General features: G+C 73.7%; 12 protein-coding genes and 1 pseudogene. 7 read left to right on the forward strand and 6 right to left on the reverse strand.

From position 1 onward, the window contains the following. Positions 1 to 4 precede the first annotated feature (4 nt). On the reverse strand, positions 5 to 1,597 hold the full coding sequence (locus BLW85_RS30430; RefSeq protein WP_074996260.1) for an IucA/IucC family protein: 1,593 nt from the start codon (positions 1,595 to 1,597) through the stop codon (positions 5 to 7). Positions 1,598 to 1,722: 125 nt separating this feature from the next. Between BLW85_RS30430 and BLW85_RS30435 the strand changes: the two genes are divergently transcribed. Beyond that, on the forward strand, positions 1,723 to 3,231 hold the full coding sequence (locus BLW85_RS30435) for an IucA/IucC family protein (protein WP_074994094.1): 1,509 nt from the start codon (positions 1,723 to 1,725) through the stop codon (positions 3,229 to 3,231). A 20-nt stretch (positions 3,232 to 3,251) separates the two neighbouring features. Here the strand turns inward: BLW85_RS30435 and BLW85_RS30440 are convergent, their stop codons facing one another. After that, on the reverse strand, positions 3,252 to 4,112 hold the full coding sequence (locus BLW85_RS30440; RefSeq protein ID WP_074994097.1) for a CAP domain-containing protein: 861 nt from the start codon (positions 4,110 to 4,112) through the stop codon (positions 3,252 to 3,254). A 636-nt stretch (positions 4,113 to 4,748) separates the two neighbouring features. Here BLW85_RS30440 and BLW85_RS30445 point away from each other — a divergent pair. Then, positions 4,749 to 6,059 carry an extracellular catalytic domain type 1 short-chain-length polyhydroxyalkanoate depolymerase gene (locus BLW85_RS30445; protein ID WP_074994099.1) on the forward strand — a complete coding sequence of 437 codons (1,311 nt, stop codon included), beginning with the start codon at positions 4,749 to 4,751 and terminating at the stop codon, positions 6,057 to 6,059. 195 nt (positions 6,060 to 6,254) lie between these two features. Continuing rightward, positions 6,255 to 7,169 (forward strand): HipA family kinase, encoded by a 915-nt coding sequence (locus BLW85_RS30450; protein ID WP_074994101.1) that lies wholly within the window; start codon positions 6,255 to 6,257, stop codon positions 7,167 to 7,169. A gap of 118 nt (positions 7,170 to 7,287) precedes the next feature. Here the strand turns inward: BLW85_RS30450 and aceB are convergent, their stop codons facing one another. Then, positions 7,288 to 8,913 carry a malate synthase A gene (gene aceB, locus BLW85_RS30455; RefSeq protein WP_074994102.1) on the reverse strand — a complete coding sequence of 542 codons (1,626 nt, stop codon included), beginning with the start codon at positions 8,911 to 8,913 and terminating at the stop codon, positions 7,288 to 7,290. 184 nt (positions 8,914 to 9,097) lie between these two features. Beyond that, positions 9,098 to 9,715: a nucleotidyltransferase family protein gene (locus tag BLW85_RS30460; RefSeq protein ID WP_074994104.1), complete on the reverse strand. Its 618-nt coding sequence runs from the start codon at positions 9,713 to 9,715 to the stop codon at positions 9,098 to 9,100. A gap of 146 nt (positions 9,716 to 9,861) precedes the next feature. On the opposite strand from BLW85_RS30460, the pseudogene BLW85_RS30465 reads away from it, so the two are divergent. Then, positions 9,862 to 10,149 (forward strand): annotated as a pseudogene (locus BLW85_RS30465) (DUF5955 family protein); the annotation flags it as partial. Positions 10,150 to 10,274: 125 nt separating this feature from the next. On the opposite strand, the gene BLW85_RS30470 reads toward BLW85_RS30465, so the two are convergent. Beyond that, positions 10,275 to 11,069: an IclR family transcriptional regulator gene (locus BLW85_RS30470; protein ID WP_070025635.1), complete on the reverse strand. Its 795-nt coding sequence runs from the start codon at positions 11,067 to 11,069 to the stop codon at positions 10,275 to 10,277. 275 nt (positions 11,070 to 11,344) lie between these two features. On the opposite strand from BLW85_RS30470, the gene allB reads away from it, so the two are divergent. The 3 genes from allB (at position 11,345) to BLW85_RS30485 (ending at position 15,582) form a co-directional block, all read left to right on the forward strand. Next, positions 11,345 to 12,685 carry an allantoinase AllB gene (gene allB / locus BLW85_RS30475; protein WP_074994106.1) on the forward strand — a complete coding sequence of 447 codons (1,341 nt, stop codon included), beginning with the start codon at positions 11,345 to 11,347 and terminating at the stop codon, positions 12,683 to 12,685. A 49-nt stretch (positions 12,686 to 12,734) separates the two neighbouring features. Then, on the forward strand, positions 12,735 to 13,850 hold the full coding sequence (gene alc / locus BLW85_RS30480) for an allantoicase (RefSeq protein ID WP_074994109.1): 1,116 nt from the start codon (positions 12,735 to 12,737) through the stop codon (positions 13,848 to 13,850). 406 nt (positions 13,851 to 14,256) lie between these two features. After that, complete coding sequence (locus BLW85_RS30485) at positions 14,257 to 15,582, forward strand: globin domain-containing protein (protein WP_244174936.1); 1,326 nt, start codon at positions 14,257 to 14,259, stop codon at positions 15,580 to 15,582. Positions 15,583 to 15,600: 18 nt separating this feature from the next. Here the strand turns inward: BLW85_RS30485 and BLW85_RS30490 are convergent, their stop codons facing one another. Continuing rightward, a complete protein-coding gene (locus tag BLW85_RS30490) occupies positions 15,601 to 16,608 on the reverse strand; it encodes a hypothetical protein (protein ID WP_244174937.1) in 1,008 nt (335 codons plus the stop codon). Positions 16,609 to 16,626: the final 18 nt, after the last annotated feature.

A 16,626-nucleotide genomic window follows, 5' to 3' on the forward strand; every position in this document is an offset into this window, starting at 1 on the left:
GATCCTATTGATCAACCGTGCCGGGCTCCAAAACGAGCGGGTGGGGCAGGGCGGTCCACTGGTCGCCGGGCGTCTGCGGGGACAGCCGCATCAGCGTCAACGCCTTGGCCGGGACCGGTCCGTGGCGCAGGAACGCGAGGTCGGGCGTGTCCGGAAGGTCCGGTACGGCGGCCGCCAGCGCCGCCCCGAGCGCCGGGCCCGAACCCGCCACGGCCGCCAGCGAGCCCGCCACCAGTGAGCCGAACAGCTTGCGCCGCAGGGCGGTTTCGTCGTCGTCGATCAGCCGGCCGGAGAGGGCGGGCGGCGCGACGCCGTGCCGGGCCAGCCGGGCGGGGCTGATCCGGATGTCGGCCAGATCGCGGTAGACCAGCCGCCGCGGGCTGCCGTCGGCCGCCAGCACCACCAGCAGGTTCTGGCCGTGCGCCTCCAGGGCCACCCCGAGGTCCAGCAGGCCCAGTCCGACGGTGAGCGCCAGCCGGACGAACCCGGCCAGCCAGGAGGGGTCCCGCGGCAGCGCGGTGGTGGCCAGCGCGGCCACCGGCAGCACCCGCTCCCCGGGCCGCGCGTACCGCTCGGGCGGCTCCCGCAGCAGCGCGGCCAGTTCGGCGGACCCGGCGGCGACGGCACCCAGGGTGCGGGTGATGTGCAGCAACCCGCCGGTGCGGCCCGCCAGTTCCTCCGCGAACGCGGACAGCGTGGCCGCCGCCTCGACCGAGTACGGCGAGATGTCCCGCACCGAGGACGTCAGCCGGGCGCTCAACGCCGTCTTCACATGCGGGCCGTCGGCGAGGGCCAGCGTCCGCAGGGACATCAGCGGATGCGCGGGCCGCCACTCCTCGTACGGCCGCTCCAGCACATGCGCCGCCTGCCACGGGTGCACCGGCACCAACAGCCGCCGCCCGTCGCGCAGTTCGTCCGGCCACCGGCCGGTCAGGAGAGTCTCGTCGGCGGGCACGGACACCGTGCCGAGCCGCACCACCGGGCGGTGCTCCGGGCCGTACGCCAGCTGCTCCGCCACCGAGAACCCGGGCCGGGAACGGCAGTTGGGATGGAACGGGTGCCCGTCGACCACCCGTTGCTCCCACTCCCACTCCCGCTCGGGACCCTGGGCCGGGAAGCCCCCCACCGGCCACTCCTTCGGGTGATCCGCACCGGCCCGGGACAGCGCCAGCGAGGCCACGCTGTGCCCCAGCTCCACGGCGAAACCGGCGGCCCCCGGCCCCCAGCCGCCACCGGCCGCGAGGGCGGACATGAGGCGCGCCGGGTCGTCGTACCGCTGCGTGCCCAGCCGTACGGCGGTGACGTGGGTGCCGGTGGCGTACGGGTCCGCGTGCGGCCCGTGCAGCAGCCGGCCGTCGGCCAGCCGCAGGGCCAGGCCGTGCCTCCCACGCGTCCGGCCCGTGATCCACGGCAGCGGTTCGTGCGCGAACCCCCGCCACAGCCGGGTCAGCACGGCCGCACGGGCACCCGGCAGCTCCGCCTCGTACCGGGGCAGCAGCCCGGGCCGCAGGGCGGCCAGCTCCGCCGCGACCTCGGCCTCGGCGGTGGGGGAGTGGGACACGGTCGGCTCCTCGATCGCGGCGGCACAGGGCACCATGGTCGGTACGGACAACGGCACCGACACCATGGTCGGGGACGAAGCCATACTGATCGCTCCCGGCCCACCGCAAACGCCCCGGCACCCGCCCGGGACGCCGGAGACCTCCCCCCACCGAAGAACGAATGGACCGCGTGGACCTCAATCCCCCCGCAGCCGCCGTCGGCCGGCGCGCCGACGCGCATGCGGCCGCCCCCCTGCTCAACTGCCTGATCCGCGAAGTGGCCGAGCCACTGCCCGGCCGCCCCGGCGAGCCGCCGGAGTACCGGCTGCCCGGCACCGGGCGGCTGCTGCGCGTGCGCCCCGGCCGGCGCCCCGCCGACCCCGAGGTGCGTACGGCCGGCGGCTGGCACCCCGTCGGCCATCCCGAACTGGTGAAGCTTGTCGCCGAGGAACTGCGCCGGCACACCGGGTCCGCGGGCGGCGACCTGCCGGCCGAGATGATCGACAGCCGCGAGGCGGTCGCGGCCCTGCTCGCCGCCCGCGCCGGCGCGACCCCGCCGGCGGACCCCTATCTGCGCTCCGAGCAGTCCCTCGTCACCGGCCACCCCTACCACCCGGCGCCCAAGGCGCGCGGCGGCGGCCCGGTCACGTCCTGGCTGCCGTACGCCCCCGAGGCACACGCCCGGTTCCCGCTGGTGCTGCTGGCCGTCCGCGAGGACCAGGTCGCCGAGGAGGGCGACACCCGCGCCCTGGACGCCCTGGGCGCCGCCCCGCCCGGCTACCGGCTGCTGCCCGCCCATCCCTGGCAGCTCGACCTGGTCGCCGACACCCTCGCCCCCGCCTTCGCCGACGGCCGGCTGCTCCGGCTCGGCCCCACCGCCTTCACCGCCTGGCCGACGGCGGCGGTCCGCACGGTCTACGAACCCCGGCGCGACCTGTTCCTGAAGTTCAGCCTGGACGTCCGCATCACCAACGACATCCGCCGCCTGTGGCGCCACGACCTGCGCCGGCTGCGCCGTACCGACACCGCCGCCGGGCACGCCTTCGCCGCGATGGGCCCTCCCGCCGCATGGCTCGCCGACCGCGGTCACCGCACGGCGTCGTTCGCCTACGAGGAACTGGCCGTGGTGGTCCGCGACGGGCTGCGCGGCCACCTGCTGCCGGGCGCCGTGCCGTTGCTCGCCGCGGGGCTGGCCGAGGGCTTCGACGGCAGCCCGCTCGCGGCCGCGGCAGACCCGGCGGCCTGGTGGGAGGCGTATCTGCGGCAGGTCGTGCCGCCCGCCCTGACCGCGTTCGGCGAGCACGGGGTCGTCCTGGAGGCGCACCTGCAGAACACCCTCGTCGCCGTGGACGCCTCCGGTACGCCCGTGCAGGCGCTGTTCCGCGACGCGGAGGGGGTCAAGCTGCTCCCGGACGTGACCCGCGCCGCCGGCTGGCAGCGGCTGGTCTACTGCCTGGTCGTCAACCACCTCATGGAGATCGCCGGCGCCCTGGCCGAGCACCGGCCCGGCTACGATCCCTGGCCCGCCGTCCGCCGCGAACTCGCCCGGCACGACCTGCCCGAGATCCCCGCCCTGCTCGCCTCGCCCACCCTGCCCGGCAAGACCAACCTGCTGCTGCGGTGGACCGGCGCGGACGGCGCGGACGCCCGGTACCTGCCGCTGCCGAACCCGCTGGCCGGCGGCGGCTGAGCACCGGGCGCCGCCGGCACTCAGCGGCCGGTGCCGAAGTCCTGGGTCCAGTAGCTGCCGGGCTGCGCGAGCCCGACGCCGATCTCCCGGAAGCCGCAGTTGAGGATGTTGGCCCGGTGGCCGGGGCTGTTCATCCAGCCCGCCATCACCTCGTCGGCGGTGGCGTAGCCGTAGGCGACGTTCTCGCCGTACGCGCTCCAGGTGTAACCGGCCCGCGTGATGCGGGTGCCCGGGTCGGAGCCGTCGGAGCCGGTGTGCGACATGTTCTGGTGGGCGGCCATGTCCGCGCTGTGCTGCTGCGCGGCCTCGGTCAGCTGCGGGTTGAGCGTCAGGGGCTGGCAACCCGCCTGGGCGCGTTCGGAGTTGACCAGCTGCACGATGCGCGCGGTCACGCCGGACGCGGTGCCGGCGGCAGTCGAAGGGGCGGTCGCGGAGGCGGTGGGGGCGGTGGGCGCCGGGGTGGCCGGGGCGGGGTCGGCGGGCGTCGGGGCGACCGCGGCGGCGACGGCCGTCTTCACCGGCTGGACGGCCGCGGTCCGGTGCGCGGACCCGGGGTGCGGGGCGGTGGTGCGGGCCGACGCGTGCGCCGCGGCGGTGCCGCTCCGGTGGTGGGCGTGGTGTGCCCGCTGCCGGGGTATGCCCGCCCCCTCGGGCGTGCCCGCCGGTGCGGGCGTGGCCGTCGACGTGGGGGTGCCCGTTTGCACGGGCGTGTTCGCCAGGGCCGCGGGGGCTCCGGCGGTGGCGGCGGTGGTGGCCGGGTCCGCCGTGCCGGACGGCCAGTCGGAACAGGCCAGCGCGACGGACGGCACGCCCACCGCGCCGACCGCGACGGCGCCGATGACCATCCGCCGGAAGTACTGCGTCTTACGGTGCTTGCCCATAGAAGAACCTCGCTCGGTGATCGCCGAGCGCCCAGTCTCGGCACGGCCTCACAAGGACCGCAAAGGGGGCCGCTACTACCTCGGGTCGTAGCGGCGTGCGGCTCTTGCCAGGCGGCCCTGGAAGTGCTGACTTCGCGAACGCGACGTTCACGCGATATCCGGCGCTCCGTCAGAACAGCCGTTGCGCACGCGAGGAGAAGGCGGCGCCGGGCCCGGGGAGATCCACACTCCGGGAGGCACTCCGTCCCATGGTCAAGACGGACAAATCCCATATGTCATCGGCGGGCCGTCTACTAACCGACCCGCTTAGTGGCCGTGGCGGCAGTGACGGATGTCACTGTGAGACCCTCTCCGCGCGTTCGGCGGCCACGCGGTCCGGACTCGGACGACCCTGCTCGAAATCTTTCGGTGCAGCGCTCGAAATTCTGCCTGGCGGGCGCCCGGAAATGAGCCCGCCTCTGCCGGAGCGGCGCAAGGAAGTCCCCTCGGCTGTGAAGTCGGCGTGCTCTGTTGACGGCCCTCGTCATCACCCTTAGCTTGGCCGCGTTGTTCGGTAACAAGACTGAAACTTTCGAACCTCCGCGGTCCCGCCCTTCGGGCCCTACGGAAGGCCCCCCACTCGAAAAGGTTGGTCACATGACGGTCGGACGGAAACTGAGAACCCTCTTACTGGCGCTGTTCGGCGGTGTGGTCCCGCTGCTGGCCGCCTACCTCCTGGCGGCTCCGGGCGCGCAGGCCGCCTCCCTCACCGAGGTGACCAACTTCGGGAACAACCCGGGCAATCTGCGCATGTACGAGTACGTGCCGGCCAGCGCCGGGGCGCATCCGCCGGTGCTGGTGGCGGTCCACTACTGCACCGGCACCGGGCCGGGTTTCTATGCGGGCACCGAGTTCGCCTCGCTGGCCGACCGGTACGGGTTCATCGTCGTCTACCCGGACGCCAACGTCAGCGGCCAGTGCTTCGACGTGTCGTCCCCGCAGGCGCTGACCCACAACGGCGGCAGCGACCCGACGAGCATCGTCTCCATGGTGAGCTACGTCGAGCAGCACAACGGGGCCGACGCCGGCCGGGTCTACGTCGTCGGCGCCTCGTCCGGGGCGATGATGACCGATGTGCTCCTCGGCGACTACCCGGACGTCTTCAAGGCCGGCACGGCGTTCATGGGCGTGCCCTTCGGGTGCTTCGCCACCACCGACGGCTCGGGCTGGAACAGCGCCTGCGCCAACGGGCAGATCAGCAAGACCGCCGCGCAGTGGGGCGACCTGGTCCGCGCCGCGTACCCGGGCTACACCGGCCCCCGGCCGCGGGTGCAGCTGTGGCACGGCACCGCGGACACCACGCTGAGCTACAACAACTTCGGTGAAGAGATCAAGCAGTGGACCAATGTGCTGGGCGTCAGCCAGACCCCGGTGCTCACCGACAGCCCGCAGTCCGGCTGGACCCGCACCCGCTACGGCGCGGACGGCGCCCAGGCCCCGGTCGAGGCGATCAGCCTCGCGGGCGTCGGCCACACCCTGCCGACCTCCGGGATGGCGGCCAGGGCCATCGCCTTCATGGGCCTCGACCAGAGCACGCCGCCGACCTCGCCGCCGCCCACGACACCCCCGCCCACCACGCCCCCGACGGGTGCCGCCTGCCGGGTGACCAGCACCATCAGTGCCTGGAACGACGGCCTCACCGACAACATCGGCATCACCAACACCGGTTCCACCACGCTCAACGGCTGGACGCTGACCTTCACCCTCCCCTCCGGACAGACCATCACCTCGGGCTGGAACGCGACCTTCTCCCCGGCCAGTGGGGCGGTCACCGCCAAGAACGCCGGCTACAACGGGACGCTCGCCGCGGGCGCCACCACCTCCATCGGCTTCCAGGCCACCCACACGGGCAACACCGCGAGCCCGACGGACTTCAAGCTCGACGGGGCCATCTGCCAGACCGGCTGAACCGGCCCACCCCGCCGGGCCGTCCGGGCCGTCCGAGGGGCGGCCCGGCGACCGGCCGGGGCCCGTGGCGCTCCACGGCGGCCCGGGAGTGCGGCGAAGCCGCCCTGGTTACTATGCTCACTTGGTTGCCCTGGATTGCAGCCCGTGGGAGCGAGCCGTGGAAGATAAAGCAAACAAGCCGTGGGGCCTTGGAAAATGCTGAGAGAGGTCACCGCGACCCGCTATATCGAGCCTCTGCATTCCGGTGGTTCGGTCCCCGGGATCGTCGAGGGAGACGATCTGGGGACGTACGTCGTGAAGTTCACCGCGTCCGCGCAGGGACACAAGGCGCTGGTCGCGGAAGTGATCGTCGGGGAGCTCGCGCGGGCGCTCGGGCTGCGCTTCCCCGAGCTGGTGCTCGTGCACTTCGACCCGGCCGTCGCCGACTCCGAGCCGCACCAGGAGGTGCGCGATCTGCACAGCGCGAGCGCGGGCGTCAACCTCGGCATGGACTACCTGCCCGGCGCCCGCGACTTCACCCCGGAGGTCGCCCGCACCTTCCCGGTGGACCCGCTGGAGGCCGGCCGCATTGTGTGGCTGGACGCGCTGACCGTCAACGTCGACCGCACCGTGCACAGCTCCAACCTGATGGTCTGGCCCACGCTCGGCACCGTACCGCCGCGCCTGTGGCTCATCGACCACGGCGCCGCCCTGGTCTTCCACCACCGCTGGGACACCACGACCCCGGGCAAGCGGTACGACTTCCGCCACCACGCCCTCGGCCACTACGGCCCCGACGTCCGGGCCGCCGACGCCGAACTCGCCCCGCGCGTCACCGGGGAACTGCTGCGGTCGATCGTCGCGCAGGTGCCGGACGCCTGGCTGGCCGAGGACGCCGGGTTCGCCGGGCCCGACGACGTCCGGGACGCCTACGTCGACTACCTCCTGGCCCGCGTCCGGCTGTCGGCCGAGTGGCTGCCCACCGACTTCCCGAGCCGGGAGCAGCTGGCGGCCGAGGAGGCGGCCCGCGCGGCGCGGACCCAGGCGGGCCGCCCGGACTGGCTGAAGCAGGTCCCCGATCTGCACGGGAAACCGGCCGTGGAACACGACGGCGCGGTCCACCTGCGCTGAGGGAAGCCCCTGAGGGAGACGGGCGGATGTCCGGGGACGTAGGGGCACCCCCGGAAAGATCCCGGGGGAGAAGACGGACGGGGTGCCCCCGGGCCATCCCCGAGGACACCCCTACGGGTCAGCCCTTGAGCTGCTCGTACGCCGGCAGCGTGAGGAAGTCGGCGTAGTCCTCGTCCAGGGACACCTTCAGCAGCAGGTCGTGCGCCTCCTGCCAGTGCCCGGCGCGGAAGGCCTCCTCGCCGATCTCCTCGCGGATGTGGTCGAGTTCCTCGGCGGCGACCTTGCGGGCCAGCTCGGGCGTCGCCTTGTCGCCGTTCTCGAACTCGACGCCCGCGTTGATCCACTGCCAGATCTGGGAGCGGGAGATCTCGGCGGTGGCGGCGTCCTCCATCAGGTTGAAGATGGCGACCGCGCCCAGCCCGCGCAGCCAGGCCTCGATGTAACGGATGCCCACCTGCACGGCGTTGACCAGCCCCGCGTACGTCGGCTTCGCGTCCAGCGAGTCGATGGCGATCAGGTCCGCGGCCTCGACGTGCACGTCCTCGCGCAACCGGTCCTTCTGGTTGGGCTTGTCACCGAGGACCCGGTCGAAGGACTCCATGGCGATCGGCACCAGGTCGGGGTGGGCCACCCAGGAGCCGTCGAAACCGTCGTTCGCCTCGCGGTCCTTGTCGGCGCGGACCTTCTCGAAGGCCACCTTGTTGACCTCCGCGTCCCGGCGGGAGGGGATGAAGGCCGCCATGCCGCCGATCGCGTGCGCGCCGCGCTTGTGGCAGGTGCGCACGAGGAGTTCGGTGTAGGCCCGCATGAACGGGGCCGTCATCGTGACGGCGTTGCGGTCCGGCAGCACGAACCTGGCGCCGCCGTCACGGAAGTTCTTCACGATGGAGAACAGGTAGTCCCAGCGGCCCGCGTTCAACCCGGAGGCGTGGTCGCGCAGTTCGTAGAGGATCTCCTCCATCTCGTACGCGGCCGTGATGGTCTCGATCAGCACGGTGGCGCGGACGGTGCCCTGCGGGACGCCCACGTAGTCCTGCGCGAACACGAACACGTCGTTCCACAGCCGCGCTTCGAGGTGCGACTCCGTCTTCGGCAGGTAGAAGTACGGGCCCTTGCCGAGCTCCAGTAGCCGCTGCGCGTTGTGGAAGAAGTACAGGCCGAAGTCCACCAGGGCGCCGGGGACCTTGCGGCCGTCGGCGTCGGCGAGGTGCCGCTCGTCCAGGTGCCAGCCGCGGGGACGCATGACGACGGTCGCCAGCTCCTCGGCGGGCCGCAGCGCGTACGACTTCCCGGACCGGGGGTCGGTGAAGTCGATGGAGCGGGTGTAGGCGTCGATCAGGTTCAGCTGGCCGAGGACGACGTTCTCCCAGGTGGGCGCGGAGGCGTCCTCGAAGTCGGCGAGCCAGACCCGCGCGCCCGAGTTCAGCGCGTTGATCGTCATCTTGCGGTCGGTGGGGCCGGTGATCTCGACGCGCCGGTCGTTCAGCGCGGCCGGGGCCGGGGCGACCCGCCAGGAGTCGTCCGCGCGGATCGCGGCGGTCTCCGGGAGGAAGTCGAGGGTGGAGGTGCGGGCGATCTCGGCGCGGCGCTCGGCCCGGCGGGCCAGGAGTTCGTCACGGCGCGGGGTGAACCGCCGGTGCAGCTCCGCCACGAAGGCGAGCGCCGCGTCGGTGAGGACCTCCTCCTGCCGGGGCAGGGGCTCGGCGTCGACGATGGCCAGCGGGGACGGCGCTGGTGCGGACATGAGCTGTCACTTCCTTCAGCGGTGGCACCACGTGCCCAAGGGCACGAACAGGACGAATCGCACCCGTTGTGCGGCCGAGTGCTTCTGAGCAGTGGATACTAGTTTCCTCATTGTGGAACTTCAATGGTCTGTTGATGTCGAGAATCTCAGGGTCGAGGCAAGGTGGCGCTCGGTGCCACCCCGTTCACTCAAGGTGGCTCAGATCGGCCTCGGTGTCGATGTCGTACGGCTCCGCCACGTCCGCGCACTCCACCAGCCGGACGGCGTCCGCGCGGGCCTTCAGATAGGCGCGGGCCCCCTGGTCCCCGGTGGCGGCCGCGGTGATCCCCGCCCAGTGCGCCGCGCCGAACAGCACCGGATGCCCGCGCACCCCGTCGTACGCGGCCGAGACCAGCGAATCCCCGTCCTCGTACGCTTGCAGCACCCGCGCCACCGCCGCCGGGGTGATGCCCGGCTGGTCGACCAGGCAGACCAGCGCCGCCCGTGCGTCCGTCCGGGCGAGCGAGGCCAGACCCGCGCGCAGCGAGGAGCCCATGCCCTCGGCCCAGTCCGGGTTGTCCACCAGCACACAGCCGTCCAGCGCGGCCCGCTCGCGGACCTCCGGCGCCCGCGCGCCCAGCACGATGTGGATCCGCCCCAGCCCGGCCGCCCGCAGCACCCCCGCCGCGTGCTCGACCAGCGGGCGCCCCCGGTGCTCCAGCAGCGCCTTCGGCCGCCCCCCGAGCCGCCGGCCGCCGCCCGCGGCCAGCAGCAGCCCGGCGACCTCCCCGCCCCGCTCCCTGTGGTCCTGGATGTCCGTCATGGGTCCTGCATACCCGACGGCGGACCGGCCGGCCGGTGTCCTTGGGCTGAATTTCGGTACGCCCTGTGGCGCTCGCCAGGTCCGGTGGCGTTTACTGGCCCGCGCACGACGGCGTGGCATGCCTGGGGAGGGCTGCTTTGCGGAGCTTGGGGCAGAGGCCGGTGACCGGCAGCGACGAGGACCCGAGGGTGACGGAACTGCGGGGGGCGGTGGCCCGCCTGCGCCGCGAACTGGCCGCGCTGCGCGCGGACTTCCCCGACCGGGCGATAGCCGAGGAGGAGCTGGCCGCGCTCGCCGCGATGGCCGCCGAGGGCTCCCCGGAGATACCCCGCCTGCGCGGCTGCCTGCTGCTCGTCGCCGGCGCCATCGGGTCGATGAGCGCCCTGGCCCGTCCCTTACGGGAGGTCAGGGACGCGGTGGATCTGTTCGGGCAGACGGCGCACCGGGCACAGGGGTCCCCGTCCGGGGGTCCGGCGAGCCGCCCGGGCGACCGCCACGGGCCCGCGGCCGCCGGCCGGTCGTCCGACGCCCCCCGCTAGCGCCCCCGGAACCGCGGGCGTCACGCGCCAGAACTCGCCAGGGCCTGGGACAGCTCCACGGCCACCTGCTGCAGCACCGGCACGATCTTCTCGGTCGCCGCGTCGGTGACCCGCCCGGCCGGGCCGGAGATGGAGATCGCCGCGGCCGTCGGGGACTCCGGCACGCAGACCGCGAGGCACCGCACGCCGATCTCCTGCTCGTTGTCGTCCACGGCGTATCCCTGCCGGCGCACCTCGGCCAGCGCGACGAGGTACTCCTCCGGCGTGGTGATGGTCTTGTCCGTCGCCGCGGGCATCCCCGTCCGGGTCAGCAGCGCCCGCACCTCGTCGTCCGGCACCGCGGACAGCAGCGCCTTGCCCACTCCCGTCGAGTGCGGCAGCACCCGCCGGCCGACCTCGGTGAACATCCGCATCGAGTGCTTGGAGGGCACCTGGGCCACGTACACGACCTCGTCGCCGTCCAGCAGCGCCATGTTCGCCGTCTCGCCGGTCTCCTCCACCAGGCGGGCCAGGTACGGCCGGGCCCAGGTGCCGAGCAGCCGGGAGGCGGACTCGCCCAGGCGGATCAGCCGGGGGCCGAGCGCATAGCGCCGGTTGGGCTGCTGGCGCACATAGCCGCAGGCCACCAGCGTGCGCATCAGCCGGTGGATGGTGGGCAGCGGCAGCCCGCTGGTCGCGGACAGTTCGCTCAGGCCGACCTCGCCACCCGCGTCCGCCATCCGTTCCAGCAGGTCGAAGGCGCGCTCGAGGGACTGGACCCCGCCACCGCCGGCGGACTTGGCGGAGTCGGGGGTGCTGGCGCTGGACGTCGGCACGGCGCGTTCCTTTCGGGGCGGACGGAGGGCAGCAGCCTACCCGGCGGACGGTTGACTCCCCGCTTGTGCGTAGCTACATTCTGCTTACTGGAATTGTAATTCCGCTTTGTGGAAACGTCCAGTACGACCTGCCCCCGTCCGCTGCGGCGCAGCTGCCTCTTGACGGCGCGGGAGGGGGAGTGAAGACTCCTTCAACAGAACGTTGAAATCCGTTTCATGGCTGTACGTCCTGTTTCCCTGGTGTGAGACGGCGGTACGTACAGAGAGGGGTTCGGGTGTCCGACGCTGAACTGGTGCTGCGCTCGACGCGCGTCATCACCCCCGAAGGGACGCGGGCCGCCACGGTCGCCGTCTCCGCCGGGACGATCACGGCCGTACTGCCGTACGACGCCGAGGTCCCGGCCGGCGCGCGCGTCGAGGACGTCGGCGACCATGTGCTGCTGCCCGGCCTGATCGACACCCACATGCACGTCAACGACCCGGGCCGCACCGAGTGGGAGGGGTTCTGGACCGCCACCCGGGCCGCGGCGGCCGGCGGCATCACCACCCTCGTCGACATGCCGCTCAACTCCCTCCCGCCGACCACCACCGTCCAACACCTGCGGATCAAACGGGACGTGGCCCGGGACAAGGCGCACATCGACGTCGGTTTCTGGGGCGGCGCCCTGCCGGACAACGTCAAGGATCTGCGGCCCCTGCACGAGGCCGGCGTGTTCGGCTTCAAGGCCTTCCTCTCCCCGTCCGGCGTGGACGAGTTCCCGCACCTCGACCAGGAGCGACTCGCCGTCTCCCTCGCGGAGATCGCCGGCTTCGACGGCCTGCTCATCGTGCACGCCGAGGACCCGCACCACCTCGCCGCCGCCCCGCAGCACGGCGGCCCGCGCTACGCCGACTTCCTTGCCTCCCGCCCGCGCGACGCCGAGGACACCGCCATCGCCGCCCTGATCGCGCAGGCCCGCCGGCTCGGCGCCCGGGTGCACGTGCTGCACCTGTCCTCCGGCGACGCCCTGCCGCTGATCCGCGCCGCGCGCGCCGAGGGCGTCCGGCTGACCGTGGAGACCTGCCCGCACTACCTCACCCTCACCGCAGAGGAAGTCCCCGACGGCGCCAGCGAGTTCAAGTGCTGCCCGCCCATCCGCGAGGCCGCCAACCAGGACCTGCTGTGGGAGGCGCTGGCCGACGGCACCATCGACTGCGTCGTCACCGACCACTCGCCCTCCACCGCCGACCTGAAGACCACCGACTTCGCCACCGCGTGGGGCGGCATCTCCGGACTCCAGCTCAGCCTCTCCGCCGTCTGGACCGAGGCGCGCAGGCGCGGCCACACCCTCGAGGACGTGGTCACCTGGATGTCCGCGCGCACCGCCGCCCTCGCCGGCCTCGACGGCCGCAAGGGCGCCATCGCCCCGGGCCGCGACGCCGACTTCGCGGTCCTCGCGCCCGACGAGACCTTCACCGTCGACCCGGCCGGCCTCCAGCACCGCAACCGGGTCACCGCCTACGCCGGCAGGACCCTGCACGGCGTCGTCAAATCCACCTGGCTGCGCGGACGGCGCGTCTACGCCGACGGCGAGTTCACCCCGCCGCGGGGCATGCTGCTCGACCGCCCCCGGTGAGCACCACCGCATCCGCCCGGCCGACTCCCGAAAGGAACCACTGATCACCGTGACGGCGACTTCAGGCTTCACCGGCGACGCGAACCCCTACGGAGGCGGTGACCCGTACGCGGACTACCGCACCGCCGACTTCCCCTTCACCCGGCACGCCAACCTCGCCGACCGGCGCCTCGGCGCCGGTGTCGTCGCCGCCAACGACGAGTTCTTCGCCCAGCGCGAGAACCTGCTGGTACCCGAGCGCGCCGAGTTCGACCCCGAGCACTTCGGCCACAAGGGCAAGATCATGGACGGCTGGGAGACCCGCCGCCGGCGCGGCACCGGCCCGCAGGACCCCTGGCCCACCGACGAGGACCACGACTGGGCCCTCGTCCGCCTCGGCGCCCCCGGAGTGATCCGCGGGGTCGTCGTGGACACCGCCCACTTCCGCGGCAACTACCCGCAGGCCGTCTCCGTCCAGGCCGCCTCGGTCCCGGGCTCGCCCGCGCCCGAGGAACTCCTCTCCGGCGACGTCAAGTGGACGACCCTGGTGCCGCGCACGCCCGTCGGCGGCCACGCCGCGAACGGCTTCGCCGTCTCCGTGGAACAGCGCTTCACTCACGTCCGCGTCAACCAGCACCCCGACGGCGGCATCGCCCGCCTGCGGGTCTACGGCGAAGTCGCCCCGGATCCCGCGTGGCTGGCGGCGCTCGGCACCTTCGACGTCGTCGCGCTGGAGAACGGCGGCCGGGTCGAGGACGCCTCCGACCTCTTCTACTCCCCGGCCACCAACACCATCCAGCCCGGCCGCTCCCGCAAGATGGACGACGGCTGGGAGACCCGCCGCCGCCGCGACCGGGGCAACGACTGGATCCGCTACCGGCTCGTCACCCAGTCCCAGATCCGCGCCCTGGAGATCGACACCGCGTACCTCAAGGGCAACAGCGCCGGCTGGGCGTCGGTCTCGGTGCGCGACGGCGAGGACGGCGAGTGGCGCGAGATCCTGCCCCGCACCCGCCTCCAGCCCGACACCAACCACCGGTTCGTCCTCGCGGACCCGGCGGTGGGCACCCACGCCCGCATCGACATCTACCCCGACGGCGGCATCTCCCGGCTGCGCCTGTACGGCTCGCCGACGGAGTCCGGCGCGGCCCGGCTGGCCGCGCGCCACCAGGAACTGGGTGGCTGAGCGATCGTCACCCGGATCGAGGGGCGGGCACCGCGGGGAGGCGGAGGCCCGCCCCTCGCGCTGTCCACGGTGCGTGCCGTACCCCGTAGAAAACCAGCTGGTGGCGGGGGTGAACAGGGCCGAACGGCCCTGTCGGCCAGGGCCGGACGGCACCCGGCCCGCGGTGCAATACTGGCGCGTCTTCCGGCCGGACCACCGGCGTCGTGGGACACGGTCCACCGCCATCGGCTCCGGCCGGCGGCGGACTCGCCCGCGCCGACGGGACGGCGCACGGGCGACCGTGACCGCGGCCGCCCGTGCGGTCCACGCGAAGACGGCGCCGAAAGAGCGCGCCGACGACCGCCGGGCGACGGGGGCCGGGAACGGGACGGCGGCGCGCGACGTACCGCAGGGAGAGAGCCAGCCCGTGAACAGCACCAGAAGCGACGCGCACGACGAGTACCACGCGCTCCTCGCCCGGCGGGACGCGATGCGCCTGCGCCGGCGGCTCCTGTCCTCGACCGGCCGGCCCGACCCGGGCCCGGGACACCCGCGGGCCGGGCACCGGGAGTTCGCGCGGTCGTACGACGGCGCGGCCGACCAGCGGATCATCACCCGCCACCTGCCGCTGGTCACCCCGTTCGCCGACCTCATCGGGCACCTCTACGACGCCATGTTCGAGCGGCACCCGTATCTGCGGTCGCTCTTCCCGGACTCCATGGAGTTCCAGCGGGTCCATCTGGAGCGGGCCTTCTGGTACCTGATCGAACACCTCGACCGGCCGGCGGAAGTGACCGACTTCTGCGCCCGGTTGGGCCGCGACCACCGTAAACTGGGCGTCCAACCGGTGCACTTCGAGGTGTTCGAGCACGCGCTCGCCGAGGGCCTGCGGCGCAACGCGGGCGAGCGCTGGACGGAGGAGATGGAGCAGGCGTGGCTGCGCATGCTCCGCTTCGCGGTCGCGGCCATGGTCGACGGCGCGGCCGGGGCGCTGGCCGAACCGCCGTACTGGAACGGCACGGTGACCGCCCACGAGCTGCGCCGCCCCGACCTCGCGGTGCTCCGCGTACACACCGCGGAACCGTTTCCCTATCAGGCCGGGCAGTACACCCGCATCCAGAGCCCGCTGCTGCCCCTCACCTGGCGGCCGTACTCCATCGCCTGCGCGCCCCGCCAGGACGGCGAACTGGAGTTCCACATCCGCCGCACCGGGCCCGGCGGGGTCAGCGACGCGCTGGTGGGCCGCACCCGCGTCGGCGACCCGCTCCGCCTCGGGCCCGCCCAGGGCACCATGACCCTGGACAACGACCCCTCGCGCGACGTCCTCATCGTGGCCGGCGGCACCGGCTGGGCCACCGCCCGCGCGCTGGTCGAAGAGCTGTCCCGGCGCTCCCTGCGCCGCGGCGCCCACCTGTTCGTCGGCGCCCGCAGCCTGGACGACCTCTACGACACGGCCACCCTGTCCCGGCTGGAGAAGAACTGCCCCTGGCTGCGCGTCGTCCCGGTGATCGGCGAGGGCCCCGGCGCCGCCGCCGACGCCTCGGTGGCCGACGCGGTCGCCCGGCACGGCGACTGGTCCGGCCACATCGCCTATCTGAGCGGCCCGCCCATGATGGTCACCGCCACGGCTTACAACCTGACCGCCCTGAACCTCCCCCCGGAGCGGATCCACCACGACCCGGTCGACGGCACCCTGGCCCCGCCGTCCCGCGCGCCCCGGCTGGGCGCCCCGGAGGCGATCACGCAGGGGTGAGGGGGTGGTGGTCGGCGGTCAGCCGTCCCCCGGAGGCGGGCCGACGCACCCCGACCGGACCTCCGCCAGCAGCCGCGGGTAGTGCTCGCCGTAGGTGTGCACCGCGTGCCACACCGCGTCCAGTGCCGCCCTGAGCGGGGCCGGGTCCGCGGCGGCGAGCACGGCGGGCAGGGCGAAGTGCGGCTGTGAGATCGGCCCCCGCCCGCTCGGCCCGGTGGTGCCGTGCACGAACACCGGTGTGTCGTACTCGCCCCCGCCCGGTGACCGGTAGGGCGGACGCTCGGGCGGTACCGCCCCGAGCACCGAACGGTCCGGCACCCGCGGGTCGCGGCGCAGGGTTTCGCGCATCAGGGCGGGGTCGTCGAAGGGCGGCGGCAGCGGCCGGCCCAGTGACACCGCGGTGAGCGCCCGGGCGACCCACGGCACGTCGGTCAGACCCGCCGCCTCACAGGCCCGGTGGGCGGCCAGCACCGCCGTCGTGCGCTGGACGTCGGGGCCCGCCGCGTCCAGCGCGTGCACCAGGTCGCTGTCGAACCGGAGCAGACCCCGGACGTTGCCGCCGACGGCGCGCAGCCGTCCGCTCGGCAGCCGCCCGCCCCACTCCCACCGCTCGTGGTGCAGTCGCCGTTCCTCCGCGGCCCGTTCCTCCGCCTCGCGGGCCAGGCGTTCGCGCTCGGCGCGCTCCTCGGGGACGGGCGGCGGCGGGAGTTCGCGCGCGAAGCGGTGCCGGCAGGCGGCGATCCGGGAGGTCTGGCGGACCACCTGGTCCGGGCGCGGCGGCCCGGGCCAGAACTGGAGGAGATAGCTGTCCGCGCGCGGCTCCTTGTCCCCTCTGGCGTCCAGCCTGCTCCCCTTGTCCATGCCCCGGGCGCAGTACCGCACCCGGTAGTCGGCCGGGGCGAGACCCAGGTCCCACGCGGACTCGCCCGCCCGCAGCACCAGCCTGGTGCGTCGCGACACCGGGCGGAAGGACACCTCCACCACGTCCTCCCAGGAGGGGTCCACCGGCGGGGCCTCGTCGTGCACCTCCACATCGAGGCCGAC

Origin of the sequence: Streptomyces misionensis, assembly GCF_900104815.1 — a bacterium.
Taxonomy (GTDB): Bacteria; Actinomycetota; Actinomycetes; order Streptomycetales; family Streptomycetaceae; genus Streptomyces; species Streptomyces misionensis.

Bases quoted from the DNA above. Each gene is read 5' to 3' on its own strand.
- BLW85_RS30435 (WP_074994094.1), top strand. From the start codon at position 1,723: ATGGACCGCGTGGACCTCAATCCCCCCGCAGCCGCCGTCGGCCGGCGC.
- BLW85_RS30440 (WP_074994097.1), bottom strand. From the start codon at position 4,112: ATGGGCAAGCACCGTAAGACGCAGTACTTCCGGCGGATGGTCATCGGC.
- BLW85_RS30460 (WP_074994104.1), bottom strand. From the start codon at position 9,715: ATGACGGACATCCAGGACCACAGGGAGCGGGGCGGGGAGGTCGCCGGG.
- BLW85_RS30430 (WP_074996260.1), bottom strand. From the start codon at position 1,597: ATGGTGCCCTGTGCCGCCGCGATCGAGGAGCCGACCGTGTCCCACTCC.
- aceB (WP_074994102.1), bottom strand. From the start codon at position 8,913: ATGTCCGCACCAGCGCCGTCCCCGCTGGCCATCGTCGACGCCGAGCCC.
- BLW85_RS30450 (WP_074994101.1), top strand. From the start codon at position 6,255: ATGCTGAGAGAGGTCACCGCGACCCGCTATATCGAGCCTCTGCATTCC.
- BLW85_RS30445 (WP_074994099.1), top strand. From the start codon at position 4,749: ATGACGGTCGGACGGAAACTGAGAACCCTCTTACTGGCGCTGTTCGGC.